We start from the raw sequence: 18,563 nt of genomic DNA, 5'->3' as shown, positions 1-18,563 counted from the left end.
CCGTGTTCGCTCACCAGCGTGTTCGCTCACCAGCGCCGTTCGAACTTGCGGCGCAGGAAGATGGCCAGAAGGTTCATCGCCAGAAGGAAGACCAGCAGCACGATGATGGCGCCCGATGCGCGTTCGAAGAACGCCGGATCGGCGCGCCGCGTCCAGTTGTAGATCTGCACCGGCAGCGCCGAGGCCGGGTCGAACAGACCCTCGGGCGGCGCGGACGGATATTCCTTGACGAACGCCACCATGCCGATCAGCAGCAGCGGCGCGGTTTCGCCCAGCGCGTGCGCCAGGCCGATGATGGTGCCGGTCAGGATGCCCGGCATCGCCAGCGGCAGGACGTGGTGGAACACCGTCTGCATCTTCGACGCCCCCACCCCCAGCGCCGCGTCGCGGATCGACGGCGGCACGGCCTTCAGCGCGGCGCGGGTGGCGATGATGATCGTGGGCAGCGTCATCAGCGTCAGCACCAGCCCGCCGACGATGGGCGCCGAGCGCGGCAGCCCCATGAAGTTGATGAACGCCGCCAGGCCAAGGATGCCGTAGACGATCGAGGGCACCGCGGCGAGATTGGCGATGTTGACCTCGATCAAGTCGGTCAGTCGGTTCCGGGGCGCAAATTCTTCCAGATAGATCGACGCTGCGACCCCGATCGGCAGCGACAGCACCAGCACGATCAGCATCATGTAAAGCGAGCCGAGGATCGCCACCCCCAGCCCCGCCGCCTCGGCACGGGTCTCGGACGCGTCGGGGTTGGTGATGAAGTCGCTGTTGAACCGCGTCACCAGCGCGCCGTCCGCCTTCATCGCGTCGGCCAGAGCCAGCTGCGCGGGGCTGGTCTTGATGTCGGCGGCGGCGGATTCGGCGGTCACCCGGCCCTTGAAATAGCCGTCGATGCGCGACGAGGTCAGCGCTGGCACGGTGACCACCTGGCCGACCAGTTCGGGGTTGTCCAGCACCTGCTGGCGCAGGTTGGCTTGCGCCTGTTCGGACAGGAAGGATTTCAGATCGGCGTCGTCCAGCCCGTCGATCTGGATGTTCTTGCTGGCGACATAGGACTTCATCCCGTCCATCAGCAGCTTGCCGTAGCTGAGGGTCAGGACCTTCGACATCTCGGCCGGGTCGCGGTTGCCCTTGGGATCGACGACGGCGGCGTCCAGCGTCACCGGAATGGTGGCGTAGGTCTGGCGAAAGGCGCTGGCCCCGTCCGACAGGATCGCGAACAGCAACCATGCCAGCGCCGCCACCGCCACCGCGATCGCGGCGATGCCATAGGCGCGGAACCGCGTTTCGGCGGCGTTGCGGCGCCGGGTGCGGGCGTCTGGTTCCAGCAGGGACTTTCGCGCGGGCGGGACTGCGCCCACCGGGCGGGGCAGTTGGGATGCGGCGTCGGTCATTCGTACTGCTCCCGGTACTTGCGGACGATGTAGAGGGCGAAGACGTTCAGCCCCAGGGTGATGACGAACAGCGTCAGGCCCAGGGCAAAGGCGACCAGCGTCTCGGGGCTGGCAAAGTCGTTGTCGCCGGTCAGCTGGCCCACGATCTTGACGGTGATGGTGGTCATCGCCTCGAACGGGTTGGGGCTGATCTTGGCCATCGCGCCGGCGCCCAGCACGACGATCATCGTTTCGCCGATGGCGCGGGACGCGGCCAGCAGGATGGCGCCGACGATGCCCGGCAGGGCCGCAGGCAGCACGACGTTACGGATCGTTTCCGACGGGGTGGACCCCAGCCCCAGCGACCCGTCGCGCAGCGACTGCGGCACCGCGTTGATGATGTCGTCGGACAGCGAGCTGACGAACGGGATCAGCATGATCCCCATCACGATCCCCGCCGTCATCACTGACGAGTTGGAACTGCCCAGCCCGGTCGGGATGGCGATCCAGTCGCGGATCAGCGGACCGACCGTGACCAGAGCGAACAGACCATAGACGATGGTCGGGATGCCGGCCAGCACCTCGATCACCGGCTTGACCCAGGTCCGCACGCGCGGGGTGGCGTATTCGCTCATGTAGATCGCGGCGAACAGGCCGATCGGCACCGCCACCAGCAACGCGATCAGCGAGATGTAGAGCGTCCCCCACAGCAGCGGCAGCATCCCGAGCTTCGAGCCGCCGCCGAACGAGGGCGTCCATTCGGTCCCGAAGAAGAAGTCCTGCCACGGATACAGGCGGAAGAAGTGGATCGATTCGAAGACCAGCGACAGCACGATGCCGACCGTCGTGGCGATCGCGATCAGCGAACACAGGATAAGCAGGCCGCGCACCACCTGCTCGACCACGTTGCGGGCGCGGAACTGCGGCGTGGTGCGCATCAGCGCGAAAGCCATGCCGCCCAGCGCCAGGATCAGCGCCAGCCCGGTCAGCACCCGCCCGGCGGCGGAGTTGATCCGGCGATAGTCGCGGGCGGCGGCCAGGACCTCGGGGGTCTTCGCGATCTCGATGTCGGCCTCGGCCAGCCGGTCCATCGCGGGGGCGTCATCGGCGCCAAGCGCCGCGGCCTCGCCGGCGCTCAGCACGCCGCGGGCGACCGCAGCGGTCAGCCCGCGCGCGGTGCGCTGGACATCGGCCAACACCAGGCTGCGGCTTTCCGCGTCCGCCATCACGTCGGCGGGCAGATGGCCGCGCACCACCTGGTTCACGGCCAGCGGCTGCGCCAGCGTCCAGACCAGCAGCAGCATCAGCGCCGGGACGGCGGTGAACAGCGCCGCGTTCCAGGCGTAATAGCCAGGCCGCGAATGCAGCCGCCGGGTATTGCCGTCCACGCTGCGGATGGCGCGGGCGCGGCCCAGGACATACGCGCAGGCGGCCAGAGCCAGGACGGAAATCATGATCCAGAACGGCGGCATCGTCATTCGCCTTTGTCGCGCGGCGCCGGCGGGCGGCGGTGGCGCATCCGGGGAAAGGGGCGGCGGGGCGGCGCCAGGGCCCGCCCCGCCAACGGTCAGTCGGCGATCAGTTCGCGCCCAGAACCTTGCCTTCGGCGACGGCGGCCTGCACGTCGGCCAGCTTGGGGTCCGGCACCAGGCCGTAGGTGGCCAGCGGGCCGCCCGGACCGGCGATCGCGTCCGACACGAAGAACTCGGCGTATTCCTGCAGGCCCGGAATGGTGCCGATATGGTCCTTCTTGACGTAGAAATACAGCGGACGCGACACCGGATATTCGCCCGACGCGATGGACTCGGTCGAGGGCGTCACGCCGTTGATCGTGGCGACCTTCAGCTTGTCGGTGTTGTTCTCGTAGAACGACAGGCCGAACACGCCGACGCCGGCCTTGTTGCTGTCGATGCGGGCCAGGGTCTCGGTATAGTCGCCGTCGATGTCCACCGACTTGCCGTCGGTACGGACGGCCTTGCAGGCGGCCTCGCCCTTCTTCTCGTCGCCGCCGTTGGCCGCGACCAGCGCCTCCAGCGCACCGGCCTCCTTGCAGCCCTCGATCAGGACCTTCTCCTCGAACACCTCACGGGTGCCGTGCTTGGTGCCAGGGACGAAGGCGATGATGTCCTGGTCGGGCAGCGCCGGGTTCACGTCCTTCCACTTGGCGGCGGTGTTCGCGGTCACCTTGCCGTCGACGACGACGTCCTTGGCCAGCGCCAGGAACACGTCCTTGGGGGTCAGCACGAAATCGGCGCCGGCCTTGTCGCTGGCAAAGACGATGCCGTCATAGCCGAACTGCACTTCGATTATGTTGGTCACGCCGTTGGCCTTGCAGGTCTCGATCTCGGCATCCTTGATCTTGCGCGAGCTGTTGGCGACGTCGACGGTATTCTCACCCACGCCTTCGCAGAACTGCTTGAGGCCGGCCGACGACCCGCCGCCCTCGACCACCGGCGCCGGGAAGTCGGTGTTCTCGGCAAAGGCCTCGGCCACGATGGTGGCGTAGGGCAGCACGGTCGACGACCCGGCCACCTGGACGTTGTCGCGCGCGGCGGCGGCGGTCGCCGACAGCGCGACGATGGCCAGCGCCGAGGCGGAGAATTTCATCATGTTCATGGCAGGCTCCTGCGGGGTTGGGTTGGCTTTACAGCCATGCGGGCCCATCTAGCGGCCGAGTGCGACGATTCTGTGACAGCAACAAGACGATCCCATGTCACCCGGACCGCCACCGTGACCGCGGCCCGGCAGACAGCACGGCATTGACGCTCGCGCCCTTTCAGGCTTGCCTGTCGCCGGATCACGAAAGGACCTGCCCATGCTGACGATCCACGGCGTCACCCGTTCCCGCGCCTCGCGCCTGATCTGGCTGTGCCACGAGCTGGGGCTGGGCTTTACCCAGGTCCCGGTGATCCAGGCCTATCGCCTGCCCGACCCCGATGCCCCGGACGCGCCGATGAACACCCGCTCGCCCGCCTTCCTGGCGCTGTCCCCGGCCGGGGCGATCCCGGTGCTGGAGGATGACGGCCTGGTGCTGTCGGAATCGCTGGCCGGGACGCTGTATCTGGCGCGCAAGTACAACGCCGCCGGCATCGGTCCCCACGACGAGGCCGAGAACGCGCTGATGCTGCAATGGTCGTTCTACGCCGCGACGGCGATCGAGCCCGACGCCCTGACCATCCTGTTCCTGCACGCCCGCGGCCAGGAACAGCCGGGCGAGGATGCCGCGATGGTCGCCAACGCCGCCGAGCGGCTGGTGCGGCCGATGACGGTGCTGGACCGCCATCTGGCGGCGCACGGCCATCTGGTCGGCGGCCGCTTCACCGCGGCCGATCTGAACATGGCCGAGGTCGTGCGCTATGCGCAGGGCTACGGCGCGCTGATGGGCCAGTTCCCGGCGGTCGAGGCGTGGCTCGCCGACTGCCAGGCCCGCCCGGCCTTTCAGACCATGTGGCGGGCACGGTTGGCCGAGCCGGAGTGACGCAATCCCTTGCAGGCTGGGGGGGCGTGCGCCCCAAACCCTTGCCCGGCGATGGCCTGTCGTGAGATAAGCCGCCATCCATAAAAGAAACGAGCAGCGATGTCCGACGATCTTCTTTCCGCCGCCCCGGGCGCGGCCGACAGCTATTCCGCCGCCTCGATCGAGGTGCTGGAGGGGCTGGAGCCGGTCCGCAAGCGCCCCGGCATGTATATCGGCGGGACCGACGAACGGGCGCTGCATCACCTGGTGGCGGAAATCCTCGACAACTCGATGGACGAGGCCGTCGCGGGTCATGCCAGCCGCATCGAGGTCGAGCTGCTGGCCGATGGCTCGGTCGTGGTGCGCGACAACGGCCGCGGCATCCCGGTCGATCCGCACCCCAAGTTTCCCGGCAAGTCGGCGCTCGAGGTGATCCTGTGCACGCTGCACGCCGGCGGCAAGTTCACCGAAGGCGCCTATCAGACCTCGGGCGGGCTGCACGGCGTCGGCGCCTCGGTCGTGAACGCACTGTCGGACCGGATGGTGGTCGAGGTGGCGCGGAACCGCGAATTGTGGCGGCAGTCGTTTTCGCGCGGCATCCCCGACGGCCCGGTGGAAAAGGTCGGCCCGGCCCCGAACCGCCGCGGCACTACGGTGCTGTTCCATCCCGACGAACAGATCTTCGGCCACCACCGGCTGAAGCCGTCGCGGATGATGCGGATGGTCAAGTCCAAGGCCTATCTGCATTCCGGCGTCGAAATCCGCTGGCGCTCGGAAATCGACGACGGCGAGACACCGGTCGAGGCGACCTTCCACTTCCCCGGCGGCCTCGCGGACTACCTGGGCGAGCAGCTGGGCACCGCCAGCACCTATGCCGACCGACCCTTCGCCGGGCTGGTCGAGTTCCGCGAACGCTTCGGCGTGCCGGGCAAGGTCGAATGGGCGATCAACTGGACGCCCTCGCGCGACGGCTTCATCCAGTCCTACTGCAACACCGTGCCCACCCCCGAGGGGGGCACCCATGAGGGCGGGTTCTGGACCGCGATCCTCAAGGGCATCCGCGCCTATGGCGAGCTGACGAAGAACCGCAAGGCCGAGAACATCACCCGCGACGACCTGCTGACCGGCGGCTGCGCGCTGGTCTCGTGCTTCATCGCGGAACCCGAATTCGTCGGCCAGACCAAGGACCGCCTCGCCACCACCGAGGCCGCCCGGCTGGTCGAGGGCGCCGTCCGCGATCATTTCGACAACTGGCTGGCGGCGGACACCAGGTCGGCGGGCGCGATCCTCGACTTTCTGGTGCTGCGGGCCGAGGAGCGCCTGCGCCGCCGGCAGGAAAAGGAAACCGCCCGCAAGTCGGCGACCAAGAAGCTGCGCCTGCCGGGCAAGCTGGTCGATTGCAGCGCCACCAACCGCGAGGGAACCGAGCTGTTCATCGTCGAGGGCGATTCGGCCGGCGGCTCGGCCAAGTCGGCCCGCGACCGCAACACCCAGGCGCTGATCCCGCTGAAGGGCAAGATCCTCAACGTGCTGGGGGCAGCCTCATCGAAACTGGGGCAGAACCAGGAAATCTCGGATCTGTGCCAGGCGCTGGGGGTTGGCATGGGGTCGCGCTTCAACATCGACGACCTGCGCTATGACAAGATCATCATCATGACCGACGCCGACGTGGACGGGGCGCATATCGCCTCGCTGCTGATGACGTTCTTCTTTACCCAGATGCGGCCGCTGATCGACAAGGGGCACCTGTATCTCGCCTGCCCGCCGCTGTATCGCCTGACCCAGGGGGCCGAGCGCATTTATGTCGCCGACGACGCCGAGAAGGAGGTGTGGCTGGAAAAGGGCCTGGGCGGCAAGGGCAAGATCGACGTGCAGCGCTTCAAGGGCTTGGGCGAGATGGACGCCAAGGACCTGAAGGACACGACGATGAACCCCGCCACGCGCAAGCTGATCCGGGTGTCGATAGACGACGAGGACGGCGGCGAGACCGGCGATCTGGTCGAGCGGCTGATGGGCAAGAAGCCGGAACTGCGCTTCCAGTACATCAGCGAGAATGCGCGCTTCGTGGAAGAGGCCGGGCTGGACGTGTGACGGCTTGACAGCGCGAATTAACGTGCATACGTAAATGTTCGAGTGGGACGAGGCGAAACGCGCGAGTTTGGCACCGGATCATCAGTGAGAAGGGCGAACCGACGTGAGCAGGCTGTCTTCCATCCCTGAACCGCTGGTCGACGATCAGGGCGACGTCTGCGAGCTGACAGCGGCCGATCTGGCCCGCTTCCGCCGCTCGACCGAGATCCCCGAACTCGCCGACATCGTCCGCCGCGGCCGCCCGCCTCTGCCCGAGGCCGACCGCAAGCAGCGGGTGACGATGTATCTCGACCGCGACCTCGTCGCGGCGCTCAAGGCCGATGGCCGGGGCTGGCAGACGCGCGCTAATGCGCTGCTGCGCAAGGCCAAGGGTCTGTGAGCCCGCTCGCCCTGTCCGAGGCCCATGTCGCCCGCGCCACCCGCGCGGTGGACGTGCCGCTGCACGATCCGCGCTGGCATGAACTCACCGATGCCGACCTGCAGGCGCTGGCCGCGCGGATCACCCGCGACCAGCCCCGGCCGATCCCGGTCTTTGCCTATGGCTCGCTGATCTGGAACCCCGGCTTCGCCGTGGCAGCCCGGCGCCGGGCCGTCGCGCATGGCTGGCACCGCAGCTTTTGCCTGGGACTGGATCACTGGCGCGGCTCGCCCGACTGCCCGGGCCTGATGCTGGCGATCGAATCGGGGGGCGCGTGCGAGGGCCTGCTGATGGAAATCGCGCCCGAAGGCGATGACGAGGCGCTGAAAGTCCTCTTGAAGCGCGAGCTGGTCGCGCATGAGCTGGCCGACAACTACCGCTGGATCGAGGTCGAGACCGACCGCGGCACCGAAGCCGCGCTGACCTTCTATGCCGACCCGGTGATGCCCAACGTGGTGCATCTGCCGCTGGCCGAGCAGGCCTGGCGCATGGCCCATGCCTGCGGCCCGGCCGGGTCCTGCGCCGAATATCTGCACCGCACCGCGCAGGCCCTCGCCGGGCACGGGCTGAACGACCCCTACATCGCCGACCTCGAGCGGCTGACCGCGGCCGAGATCGCCAGCTGGCCCTCCGAGGCGCCGCCGATCGGGGATACCTGAGGCCGTCCTAGCGCTGCAGCGTCTGCAGATAGCGGAGGATGCCGACCAGCCGGGCGGGGGTGGGCCGGGTGCCGTCGCCGGCGTCGAACATGACCGTCGGGCCGTCGCGCAGCTCGTCTTAGGCCGGCATGTGGCTGTCCGAGGCGCCCATCGTGTGCCCGTCGATCTGCTCCATCGCCCCCAGCCACGGGAAGCTGCCGCCGTTCTTTCGGGCCATGAGGCTCAGATCGGCGACGGGCGGGTTCATGCCCGCCGCGGCCGGGCCGTTCCCGCGCCCCTGCGGCCCGTGGCAGGCGACGCAACGCTGGGCATAATCCGACGCCCCTGCCGCGATGCTGTCGGGGGCGCGTGTGTCGGTCTCGGTCCAGCCGGCCAGCAGGGCGGCGGCAAGCAGGGCGGCGGGAATGGCTGGTCTCATGGCTGTCCCTTCTGGTTTTCCGCGACTGTGGGCAAGCGGCGGGGGGGGGTGCAAGCGGCGTCAGCCAGACGCGGCGGCGCCCAACCGGACCACCCGATCCATCCGCCCCGCCAGTTCCATGTTGTGGGTGGCGATAAGCGCCGACAGGCCGGTTTCGCGGACGACCTCCATCAGCACGGCAAAGACCTGATCCGAGGTCGCGGGATCGAGATTGCCGGTCGGTTCGTCGGCCAGCAGCAGCGCCGGCGCGTTGGCGAGCGCGCGGCAGAAGGCCACGCGCTGCGCCTCGCCGCCGGACAGCGCGGCCGGGCGGTGATCCTCGCGCGCCGCCAGCCCGACGCGGCCCAGCAGCCCGGCGGCCCGCGCCCGCGCCGCGGCCTCGGGCACGCCGTTCGCCAGCTGCGGCAGGACCACGTTTTCCAGCGCGCTGAACTCGGGCAGCAGGTGGTGGAACTGATAGACGAAGCCCAGCTCGCGCCGCCGCGCCTCGGTCCGGGCGCGGTCGCCCTGCCCGGTCATGTCGCGCCCGTTCAGCACCACCCGCCCCGCGTCGGGCGTGTCCAGCAGCCCCGCGATGTGCAGCAGCGTCGATTTCCCCGCCCCCGAGGGCGCGACCAGCGCCACCACCTCGCCGCGGGCGACGCTCAGGTCCAGCCCGCGCAGCACCTCGACGGCGGCCGGGGTGCCGGGATTGTAGGTCTTGCCGACCCCTTCGAGCCGCAGCACGTCACTCATGGCGCAGCGCCTCGACCGGGTTCATCCGCGCCGCGCGGCGGGCGGGAAAGATGGTGACAAGGAAGGACAGCACCAGCGACAGGCCGACCGCCTTGGCGATGTCGATGCCGCGCAGCTCGGCCGGCAGCTTGTAGATGCCGCGCACCGCCGGGTCCCACGCCCCGCCGCCGGAAAACCAGTTCACCGCCGCCATGATGCTGTCGATGTTCAGCGCCAGCAGGACGCCGAGGATCACCCCGGCCAGCGTCCCCAGCACCCCGGTGAAGGCGCCGCACAGGAAGAAGACGCGCAGGATCGCGCCCTCGGTCAGCCCCATCGTCCGCAGGATGCCGATGTCGCGGCCCTTGTTCTTGACCAGCATGATGAGGCCCGAGGTGATGTTCATCGCCGCGATCAGCACCAGCACAGACAGGATCACGAACATCACGTCATCCTCGATGTCCAGCGCCGACAGGAACGACCCCGAGGCATCGCGCCAGGTCCAGACCACACTGCCCGGCAGCGCCTGCATCAGCGGCTGGGTCAGCGCGTCCACGCCCTCGGGGTCGGCGGCATAGACCTGGATCTCGTCCACCTCGCCCTCGCGGTTGAAATAGGACTGCGCCTCGGGCAGCGGCATGTAGATGCGGGTGCGGTCGATGTCATAGCGCCCGGCGGTGAAGATATAGACGACCTCGTAGGTGGCGATCCGCGGCGTGGTCCCGAACGCCGTCTGCGCCCCTTGCGGCGAGATCAGCTGCACCCGGTCGCCGATCCCGGCCCCCAGGTCGCGGGCGATGCCCGAGCCGATGGCGATGCCGCGGTCGAAGGCCGCGATGTCGCCCGCCCCGGTGGCGGGGTCCGCGACGCGCGGGATCGCCTTCAGGTCCTCCAGCGTCAGGCCGTGGACCTCGGCCACGTTCGAGCGGTCGCCGACGCTGGCCATGACCTGCCCCTTGACCACCGGATCGGCGCGGGTGACGCCCGGGATCGCGCGGATCCGCTCGACCGCGGCGGCATAGTCGGGGATGGTGCCGGCGACGGTATAGACCTCATCGGTCAGGTCGTTCACGATCTGCTGGGGCGGCATGTAGACGGTGGTGTGGGCGTTCGCACCCAGGATGGTGTCCACGAACTCGGTGCGGAACCCCGACCGGACCGCCAGCGTGGCGATCAGCGCCATCACCCCCAGGGCGATGCCGATCAGGCTGATCCAGGTCATCGTAGAGACCCCGCCCTCGGCGCGGCGGGCGCGCAGATAGCGCCAGGCGATCAGGAATTCGTAACGCGAGAACGGGGGCGGGTTCGCCATGCAGCGGCCTTTCGACGGGTCGCGGCAAACTGGCCATCCGGGCGCGGCTTGGCAAGCCGACAACGGCGTGAACTGGGGCGAGGGCCGCCCGACGGGCCAAGGGGCGGGCGCCGTGGCCCGCCCCTTGCGCGCGTCACAGGACGAAATCGCCCGCCGCGTAGGTGGCCGCGGTGGCGGCGCCGTCGATGACGCGGATCACCAGCTCGATGGCGGCGTCCGCGTCGGTGTTGGCGTACAGCATCGTCGCGGTCCCCGAATTGGCCAGCCACATCGTCCCGGCACCGCCGGCGACGGTGCCATGAAAGACGAAGGCCTGGTCGCCCGCGACAAGGTCGTTGGCGTCCACAGCGGCCAGGTTGATCCGGTCGCCGCCCGCGATACCCGCGCGCTCGAACCCGTCGATCCAGTCCACGCCGGTCGCGCTGGACGATTCGGAGGTGGCGAAGAACTGGAAGACGTCGGCGCCGACGCCCCCGATCAACCGGTCCGAGCCGGCGCCGCCATGCAGCACGTCGTCGCCGGCCCCGCCGACGATGATGTCGAACCCGCCGCCGCCGCGCAGGACGTCGTTGCCGGCGTTGCCCCACATCTTGTTCTGATCCGCGGTCCCGATCAGCGTATCGCCGAGGCCGCCTGCGGCGACCCATTCGAACCCTGTGAAGCTTTCGCCGGCCGAATTCGTGGCGCCGCTGGTCATGTCGTAGAACACCCCGGCGGCCGAGTTGGTCACATAGATCAGGTCGACGCCGGCGCCGCCTTCCAGCGTTTCGTTGGTGCCGAACCCGCCGACCATGCTGTCATTGCCGGCATCGCCCAGGAACGTGCCGCCGCCGGGGCCGGCGATGATCCGGTCGTCACCGTCGCCCCCGTAGATGAGGTTGACCCCGCCGCCCGCGTTCAGCGTGTCGTTGCCGCCCTGGCCGCGGATGGTGTCGTTGTCTTCCTGGCCAAAGATCTGGTCCGCTCCGCCCGATCCGACGAGCAGATCGTGACCCAGCCCGCCAAAGATGGTATCGCCCACGGTCGAGCCGTCGATATCGCCCTGGGTCATCGCGTAGATGGCGTCGTTGCCGGCATTGCCGTACAGGCCGTCGCCGTCGAAATTGCCCATGATGACGTCGTTGCCGGAACCGCCGATGACGATATCGGCGCCCGCGCCGGCATCGACCCAGTCGGCCACGCCGTTGTCGCCGCCCCCGGCCTCGATCCGGTCGCTGCCGCCGCCGCCCAGCATCGTGTCCGCGCCGGCATCGCCGTACAGCGTGTCGTTGCCGAAGCCTCCGTCCAGCCGGTCGTTCCCGGACCGTCCCGACAGGATGTCGTTGTCGCCATCGCCCGCGATCGTGTCGCCGCCGCCCGATCCCAGCAGGCTGTCGTTGCCGGCGCCGCCGCTGATGACGTCGGCAATGGACGATCCGTCCAGATCGGCGCTGGTCATCGCATAGATGGTGTCGTTGCCGCCGCCGCCGTTCAGCACGTCGCCGTCGAACCCGCCCAGGATGAAATCCGCGCCGGCGCCGGCGATCACGGTATCGGCGCCGGCGCCGCCCTCGAAACGGTCGCCGCTTCCCACATCCGCGCCCACATCGAGCCTGTCGTTGCCCAGGCCGCCGATCAGCGTGTCATAGCCCAGGTCGCCATACAGCGTGTCGTTTTCGGACCCGCCGTCCAGGTAGTCGTTACCGCCCCGGCCGGCGAGGATGTCGTTGTCCGTCCCCCCGTGGATGCTGTCGTTCCCCAGCGAGCCGATCAACGAATCGAGCCCGCCGGCGCCGAAGATCCAGTCGCCCACCCCCGAGCCGTCCATATCCGCCGACGTCATCGCGAAGATGGTGTCGTTCCCCGCCCCGCCGTTGAGCGAATCGCGATCCAGGCCGCCATTGATCAGGTCGTTGCCGATCCCGGCCACGATGGTGTCGTTGCCGCCAAGCCCATTGATGGTGTCTCCGGCCCCGTCCGACAGCCATTGCAGCGGGGTCAGCAGGCCGACGCTGGCCGTAAACCCCGACACGACGGACCCGGCGATGGCCGTGTTGGCACCGAAATTTCCGGTAAAGGTAACCATCTCCCGTTCTCCCCAGTGGTGGCGCGTCAGTTGCCGCTTCGGGCCGGAACGGCCGGGCGGGCGTCGCGCTGTCCTTCGATGCGGGAAAGTTTACCACCCGGCCGGCCGGGGCCGCGTCCCCCGTTCGGGGGATATGCCGGTGCAAGCGTCTATCGCGCGGCAAAGATGCGCGCGACCAGTTCGGCCTGGCGATGGGTGTCGGTCTTCTGGAAGATCTGCTTGAGATGATGGCGCGCGGTTTCCCGCGACATCGCCAGCCTGGCCGCCGTGTCCGACAGCGACTGGCCGGCGGCCAGGCTGGCGGCCAGTTCCGCCTCGCGGCGAGTCAGACCAAGGTCCTGCATCAGCGCCGAGGGATCGCAGCCTGTGGCGTCCAGGCAGATGGGCTGGACCGTGACCAGCAGGACCGGACGGTCCCGCCACCGCGTCGGCACCGCCTGCAGGCGGCAGGAGGGCAGCGCAGGGTTGCGCGGCGGCAAGGGCAGATCCAGCCCGTGCCCGGCCCGCGCCGCACGTTCCACCCGCGCCAGCACCGCTGCCGCGTCCTGCCATTCCGCGAGGCAGAGCCGCGTCTGGGCCGCATCCAGCAGCGGCGGCCGATGGGTCGCCGCGGCGGCGTTCGCCTCGAAGACACGCCCGCTGGCCGTAATCAGCACCGCGGGCACGGTCAGCGCGCCCGGCAACGTCCCGCCAGCCGCCGCCCCCTGCCGGCACGGGCCGTCCTGCATCCCCAGCGCGGCGCTGCGCAGCAGATGCGGGCGCAGCCAGTCCAGCAGGCGCACCGCCTGCGGCGAAAACCCCGGCTCGTCCGCCTCGCGTTCGAAGGTGAACACGAACCGGCGCCCGTCCCCGGTGCAATGCTGTGTCGCGGTCTGGTCCCACAGGCCCAGCCGGCGCAGCGTTTCGACCGCGGGGCGGCGGGCGACGGCGGGGGGAAAGGCGCTTTCATGGGCAAAGCCGTCATGTCCGACGGCCCTCAGGCGGCGGGCGCAGGAATTGAACAGCCCCGCTGCGATGAAGTCGGCCAGCGCCCGCTCGGTCCGGCGCGTTGCATGGAACACCGGCCGGCGCCCCGATCCGCCGTCCATGATGAGACAGCCGCTGGCATAGCCGGTCGCGGCGCACACGCCGGTCAACGCGTCGGGCCACCGGTCGGCGCTGAGCGCGGCCAGATAGATCAGGTCCAGGATCGCTTCGGTCTGGCGCGGCATCTGCTGCCCGCTCTCCCCCATCGGGTGCCCGTCGAGTCTACCACTTCCGGGCCCGCCGTTCATCAACAGATTGACTGCCTGACCCAAGCGCCATCCGCCGGCCCGCGCTTGCCGCGGCTGCCCGGGCCTGCGACAAGCCCGGCATGGCCAAGTCCGTCACCGCCTTTACCTGCACCGCCTGCGGCGCCGCGCATCGCAAGTGGTCCGGCCGCTGCGAGACCTGCGGCGAATGGAACACCATCGTCGAGGAAGCGCCGCTAAGCCAGGGCCCCGGCCGGGGCCTTGGCGCCACCCGCGGCCGGGTCATCCCGCTGGCCGGGCTGTCCAGTTCGGAACCGCCGCCGCCGCGCGCGCCCTCGGGCATCGCCGAGCTTGACCGGGTGCTGGGCGGCGGGCTGGTGCCGGGCAGCGCGATCCTCGTTGGCGGCGATCCGGGGATCGGTAAATCGACCCTGATGCTGCAGGCCGCCGCCGCCTTTGCCCGCAGCGGCACCAGCGCCGTCTATGTCAGCGGCGAAGAGGCCGGCGCCCAACTGCGGATGCGAGCGCAGCGGCTGGGCCTCGCCGACGCGCCGGTGCGGCTGGGGACGGAAACCGCGCTGCGCGACATCCTGACCACGCTCGACGCCGAACGCCCCGACGTGGCGGTGATCGATTCGATCCAGACGCTGTGGAGCGACACGGTCGAGGCCGCGCCCGGCAGCGTGGGCCAGGTCCGCGCCGCCGCGCACGAGCTGGTGACCTTCGCCAAGCGCACCGGCGTCGCCGTGGTCCTCGTCGGCCACGTCACCAAGGAGGGCCAGATCGCCGGCCCCCGCGTGGTCGAACACATGGTCGACACCGTGCTGTATTTCGAAGGCGAGCGCGGCCACCAGTTCCGCATCCTGCGGGCGGTCAAGAACCGCTTCGGCCCGTCGGGCGAGATCGGGGTGTTCGAGATGACCGGCGGCGGGCTGGCCGAGGTCGCCAACCCCTCGGCGCTGTTTCTGTCCGAACGCGGCCAGCCGGTGCCGGGCAGCGCGGTCTTTGCCGGGATCGAGGGCACCCGCCCGGTGCTGACCGAGATCCAGGCGCTGGTCTCGCCCTCGACCCTGGCCTCGCCCCGCCGGACGGTGGTGGGGCTGGACGGCGGGCGGGTCTCGACCATCCTTGCCGTGCTCGAGGCGCGCTGCGGGATTCCCTTCGCCGGGCTCGACGTGTTCCTGAACGTCGCGGGGGGCATGCGGGTCGCCGAACCCGCCGCCGACCTGGCCGTCGCCGCCGCCCTGCTGAGCGCGCGCGAGGATCACGCCCTGCCCGCCGAGACTGTCTTTTTCGGCGAGCTGAGCCTGTCGGGGGCGCTGCGGCCGGTCGGCCAGGCGGAAAACAGGTTGAAAGAAGCGCAGAAACTTGGTTTTTCCCACGCCATCCTGCCCGAGGTCCAGAGGGTCGAGGGCGGGAACGGTATCCGGCTGTCGCGGGTTGCCGATCTGACAAGTTTCACGGGCGAGACGTTCGGCGCGGGATGACCGGCCCCGATCCCCGCCCCAGCTCGGGCAAAGACCCGTTACGAGGGCGGTTAGATGGACGGTTTCACCATGATCGACGGCATCGTCGCTGCGGTCATCATCCTGTCGGCCATCCTGGCCTATTCCCGCGGCTTCGTCCGCGAGTCGCTGGCCATCATGGGGTGGATCGGAGCCGCGGTGCTGGCCTTCATCTTCGCCTCGTCGGTGCGGCCGCTGATCGCGCAGGTGCCCTATCTGAACAGCCTGATTTCCGACAACTGCGAACTGGGCACGATTGCCGGCTTCGCCGTCGTGTTCGCCCTGGCGCTGGTGCTGTTTTCCATCCTGACGCCGCTGTTCTCGTCGGTGGTGCAGCGCTCGGCCCTGGGCGGGGTTGACCAGGGGATGGGCTTCCTGTTCGGGGTCGCGCGCGGCATCATGCTGGTCGTGATTGCCTTCATCGTCTATGATCGGGTGATGTCGACCCAGCGCATCGCGCAGGTGGACAACTCGCGCTCGGCGCAGGTCTTCCAGCAGATGAGCGGGCGCCTGAACCAGCAGATCCCGCAGGACGCGCCCGGCTGGCTCGCCAGCCGGTTCGAGCAGCTGGTCGGAGATTGCGGTCCCACCGGCACGGCGCCGGCCGCTCCGGCGACCACGACGACAACCACGACCACCGGACCGGCCGCGCCCGCCAACTGAGCCTGGCTAGAACGGCGCCCGCCTGCGGGTGACTGTGCGCCCGCGGCCCGGTCACCCCGTGACTTTGCCGGCTGCGTCCCCTATGTGTCGCGCAGCCGTCATCCGACTCGTGGGGCCGATCATGCAGCCATTCCTTGCCGACCCCTTCGACAGCGACCGGCTGCACGAGGAATGCGGCGTGTTCGGCGTGAATGGTGTGGCCGAGGCGGCGAACTTCGTGGCGCTGGGGCTGCACGCGCTGCAGCATCGCGGGCAGGAGGCAGGCGGCATCGTCGCCTTCGACCCCGACACCGGCTTCAACAGCGCCCACCGTTTCGGCTATGTCCGCGACAACTTCACCAAGGCGTCGCTGATGGAAACGCTGCCGGGCGAGCTCGCCATCGGCCATGTCCGCTATTCCACCGCCGGCGCCAAGGGCCCGGCGATCCGCGACATCCAGCCCTTCTTCGGCGAATTCGCCATGGGCGGCTGCGCCGTCGCCCATAACGGCAACATCACCAACGCGCTCGCCCTGCGGCGCGAACTGATCGAGCGCGGCAGCATCTTCCAATCCGGCAGCGACAGTGAATGCATCATCCACCTGATGGCGCGGTCGATCCAGCGCAACATCCCCGAACGGATGAAGGACGCGTTGCGCCGGGTCGAGGGCGCGTTCAGCGTCATCGCCATGACCCGCACCAAGCTGATCGGCGTGCGCGACCCGCTGGGCGTCCGCCCGCTGGTGCTGGGGCGGCTGTCGGGGGACGGCTATGCGCTGGCCTCGGAAACCTGCGCGCTGGACATCATCGGGGCCGAGTTCGTGCGCGAGATCGAGCCGGGCGAAATGGTGGTGATCTCCAAGGGCAAGGTCGAGACCTCGCGCCCCTTCGGCCCCTCGACGGGCCGCTTCTGCATCTTCGAGCACGTCTATTTCAGCCGCCCCGATTCGATCATCGGGGGCCGGTCCGTCTACGAAACCCGCAGCCAGATCGGCGTGGAACTCGCCCGCGAGGCGCCGGTCGAGGCCGACATTGTCTGCCCGGTCCCCGACAGCGGCACCCCGGCGGCGATCGGCTATGCGCGGGAAAGCGGCATCCCCTTCGGCATGGGGATCATCCGCAACCAGTATATGGGCCGGACCTTCATCGAGCCGACTGAACAGATCCGCAACATGGGCGTCCGGCTGAAGCTGAACGTGAACCGCGCGCTGGTGCGCGGCAAGCGAGTGGTGCTGGTCGACGATTCCGTGGTGCGCGGGACCACCAGCCGCAAGATCAAGGACATGATCCTGGATGCCGGCGCGGCCGAGGTGCATTTCCGCATCGCCAGCCCGCCGACCGCCTGGCCGTGCTTCTATGGCGTCGACACGCCCGACCGCGACAAGCTGCTGGCGGCGCGGATGACGCCCGACGAGATGCGGGAATGGATCGGGGTGGACAGCCTCGCCTTCGTGACGCTGGACGGGCTGTATCGGGCGGTTGGCGAGGCCCACGGCCGCAACGATTCCTGCCCGCAATATTGCGACGCCTGCTTCTCGGGCGACTACCCGGTGGCGCCGTTCGACCAGCTGGAACGCGGCTTCCGGATGAAGCCCGACCCGCTGTCGGGCGATGCCGAGGCGCAAGAGGACCAGACCGGATACGAGCCGGTCGACCACACCCTGACCCCGAACAGCGCGACCCGGGCAGCCGAGTAGCGCGCGCCGCTAATCCCGGCGGCCCAGCGGCCAGTCCAGGGCCGCCGTCGCGGTCCCGTCCACGATGTCGGTCGCCAGCCGCGCCCCGGCCTGTTCGGCCAGACGCGCGGCGATGGTCAGCCCCAGTCCCGTCCCCTCGGACGCCGGGTCGCGGTCCAGCCGGCCCAGCCGGAACCGCGCGCCCGGCGCGGCGGGGTTGCGGACCGTCAGCCGCGGGCCCGCCGACAGCGTGACCCGCACTGGCCCGGTGCCGTGGCGCAGCGCGTTTTCGACCAGGTTGCGGATCAGGATCGCCAGCCCGTCGGCATCGCCCTGCACCACCGCCTCGTCCAGGTCGCCGTCGTCATAGCGCAGCGGCCGGCCGGGGCGCGCCGGCAGGTCGGCCAACACCAGCGGCACCAGCCGGGTCAGGTCGATCGGCATCCGCGCCAGCCCCACCCCCGATTCCGCCCGCGCCAGCTGCAGCAGCCGTTCGCTGAGCGCGGCGATTCGGTCCAGCGCGGCGATCACCCGCTGCGCTTCGGTGGCCGCCTCGGGCCGGGCGGCGAGCAGCTGCGCCTCGGCCCGGGCGGCGGCGACGGGGGTGCGCAGCTCGTGCGCGGCATTGGCGGCAAACTCGCGCTCGGCCGCCAGCACGGTCTGGATGCGGGCCAGATAGCGGTTCAGCCCGGTCGCCACCGGCGCAAGCTCGGACGGGAGCCCGGCCGGGTCCAGCGGCGCCAGATCGGCCGGATCGCGGGCGGCCAGCACCCGCGACAGCCCGGCGACCGGGCGCACCGCCTGCCCCAGCGTGCGCCGGATCACCCACATCAGCGCCAGCGCCACCGGCAGCATCACCAGCACCAGCCCGCGGATGCTTTCCAAGAGCTCGGCGCGGCGGTCGTCCAGCCGCTCGCCCAGCTCGACGCTGCGCCCGTCGGCCAGCGGCGCGCGGGCAACGGCCCAGCCGGCGCCGGTCCAGATTGGCGCGGGGGACCCGTCATC

The 18,563-nt window shown here is 69.8% G+C and carries 16 protein-coding genes; 7 read left to right on the top strand and 9 right to left on the bottom strand.

Translation table 11 applies throughout. From position 1 onward, the window contains the following. Positions 1 to 26: 26 nt before the first annotated feature. From pstA to IC63_RS07950, 3 genes are all read right to left on the bottom strand, one after another. The gene (gene pstA, locus IC63_RS07960; protein WP_036718820.1) at positions 27 to 1,391 is read right to left on the bottom strand and encodes a phosphate ABC transporter permease PstA; all 1,365 of its coding nucleotides are present in this window, start codon (positions 1,389 to 1,391) and stop codon (positions 27 to 29) included. Then, positions 1,388 to 2,842, bottom strand: a complete 1,455-nt coding sequence (gene pstC / locus IC63_RS07955) for a phosphate ABC transporter permease subunit PstC (RefSeq protein ID WP_036718896.1) — start codon at positions 2,840 to 2,842, stop codon at positions 1,388 to 1,390. Before pstC ends, pstA begins: the two co-directional genes overlap by 4 nt. A gap of 106 nt (positions 2,843 to 2,948) precedes the next feature. Continuing rightward, entirely contained in the window at positions 2,949 to 3,986 is a 1,038-nt protein-coding gene (locus IC63_RS07950; RefSeq protein WP_036718818.1) for a PstS family phosphate ABC transporter substrate-binding protein, read from the bottom strand. Positions 3,987 to 4,185: 199 nt separating this feature from the next. On the opposite strand from IC63_RS07950, the gene IC63_RS07945 reads away from it, so the two are divergent. The 4 genes from IC63_RS07945 to IC63_RS07930 all read left to right on the top strand — a co-directional run bounded on the left by IC63_RS07945 (position 4,186) and on the right by IC63_RS07930 (position 7,995). Continuing rightward, on the top strand, positions 4,186 to 4,848 hold the full coding sequence (locus IC63_RS07945) for a glutathione S-transferase family protein (protein WP_036718815.1): 663 nt from the start codon (positions 4,186 to 4,188) through the stop codon (positions 4,846 to 4,848). A 99-nt stretch (positions 4,849 to 4,947) separates the two neighbouring features. Continuing rightward, a complete protein-coding gene (gene parE, locus IC63_RS07940; RefSeq protein ID WP_036718813.1) occupies positions 4,948 to 6,918 on the top strand; it encodes a DNA topoisomerase IV subunit B in 1,971 nt (656 codons plus the stop codon). Between the two features lie 103 nt (positions 6,919 to 7,021). Beyond that, a complete protein-coding gene (locus IC63_RS07935) occupies positions 7,022 to 7,297 on the top strand; it encodes a BrnA antitoxin family protein (RefSeq protein WP_036718810.1) in 276 nt (91 codons plus the stop codon). After that, the gene (locus IC63_RS07930; protein ID WP_036718808.1) at positions 7,294 to 7,995 is read left to right on the top strand and encodes a gamma-glutamylcyclotransferase; all 702 of its coding nucleotides are present in this window, start codon (positions 7,294 to 7,296) and stop codon (positions 7,993 to 7,995) included. The genes IC63_RS07935 and IC63_RS07930 overlap by 4 nt, the downstream gene beginning before the upstream one ends. Positions 7,996 to 8,113: 118 nt before the next feature. Here the strand turns inward: IC63_RS07930 and IC63_RS07925 are convergent, their stop codons facing one another. The 5 genes from IC63_RS07925 to IC63_RS16960 all read right to left on the bottom strand — a co-directional run bounded on the left by IC63_RS07925 (position 8,114) and on the right by IC63_RS16960 (position 13,715). Next, complete coding sequence (locus tag IC63_RS07925) at positions 8,114 to 8,413, bottom strand: c-type cytochrome (RefSeq protein ID WP_052041995.1); 300 nt, start codon at positions 8,411 to 8,413, stop codon at positions 8,114 to 8,116. Positions 8,414 to 8,473: 60 nt separating this feature from the next. After that, positions 8,474 to 9,148, bottom strand: coding sequence for an ABC transporter ATP-binding protein (locus IC63_RS07920; protein ID WP_036718805.1), 675 nt, complete (start codon positions 9,146 to 9,148; stop codon positions 8,474 to 8,476). Then, a complete protein-coding gene (locus IC63_RS07915) occupies positions 9,141 to 10,439 on the bottom strand; it encodes a lipoprotein-releasing ABC transporter permease subunit (RefSeq protein ID WP_036718804.1) in 1,299 nt (432 codons plus the stop codon). The genes IC63_RS07920 and IC63_RS07915 overlap by 8 nt, the downstream gene beginning before the upstream one ends. Before the next feature lie 133 nt (positions 10,440 to 10,572). Continuing rightward, entirely contained in the window at positions 10,573 to 12,504 is a 1,932-nt protein-coding gene (locus IC63_RS07910; RefSeq protein ID WP_052041993.1) for a calcium-binding protein, read from the bottom strand. Positions 12,505 to 12,653: 149 nt separating this feature from the next. Then, positions 12,654 to 13,715, bottom strand: coding sequence for a helix-turn-helix transcriptional regulator (locus IC63_RS16960; protein WP_052041991.1), 1,062 nt, complete (start codon positions 13,713 to 13,715; stop codon positions 12,654 to 12,656). 143 nt (positions 13,716 to 13,858) lie between these two features. Here IC63_RS16960 and radA point away from each other — a divergent pair, with 143 nt between their 5' ends. From radA to purF, 3 genes are all read left to right on the top strand, one after another. Beyond that, positions 13,859 to 15,223, top strand: coding sequence for a DNA repair protein RadA (gene radA / locus IC63_RS07900; RefSeq protein ID WP_036718802.1), 1,365 nt, complete (start codon positions 13,859 to 13,861; stop codon positions 15,221 to 15,223). A 54-nt stretch (positions 15,224 to 15,277) separates the two neighbouring features. After that, the gene (locus IC63_RS07895; protein ID WP_036718800.1) at positions 15,278 to 15,904 is read left to right on the top strand and encodes a CvpA family protein; all 627 of its coding nucleotides are present in this window, start codon (positions 15,278 to 15,280) and stop codon (positions 15,902 to 15,904) included. Between the two features lie 121 nt (positions 15,905 to 16,025). Next, positions 16,026 to 17,579 (top strand): amidophosphoribosyltransferase, encoded by a 1,554-nt coding sequence (gene purF / locus IC63_RS07890; RefSeq protein WP_232222549.1) that lies wholly within the window; start codon positions 16,026 to 16,028, stop codon positions 17,577 to 17,579. A gap of 9 nt (positions 17,580 to 17,588) precedes the next feature. Here the strand turns inward: purF and IC63_RS07885 are convergent. Next, positions 17,589 to 18,563: histidine kinase dimerization/phospho-acceptor domain-containing protein (locus IC63_RS07885; protein ID WP_332257762.1), on the bottom strand; the 975-nt coding region annotated here is incomplete at its 5' end.

The organism is Paracoccus sphaerophysae (genome assembly GCF_000763805.1).
Classification (GTDB): domain Bacteria; phylum Pseudomonadota; class Alphaproteobacteria; order Rhodobacterales; family Rhodobacteraceae; genus Paracoccus; species Paracoccus sphaerophysae.
The sequence above is the reverse complement of the archived record's forward strand: the minus strand, read 5'-3'. Positions and strand labels throughout refer to the sequence as shown.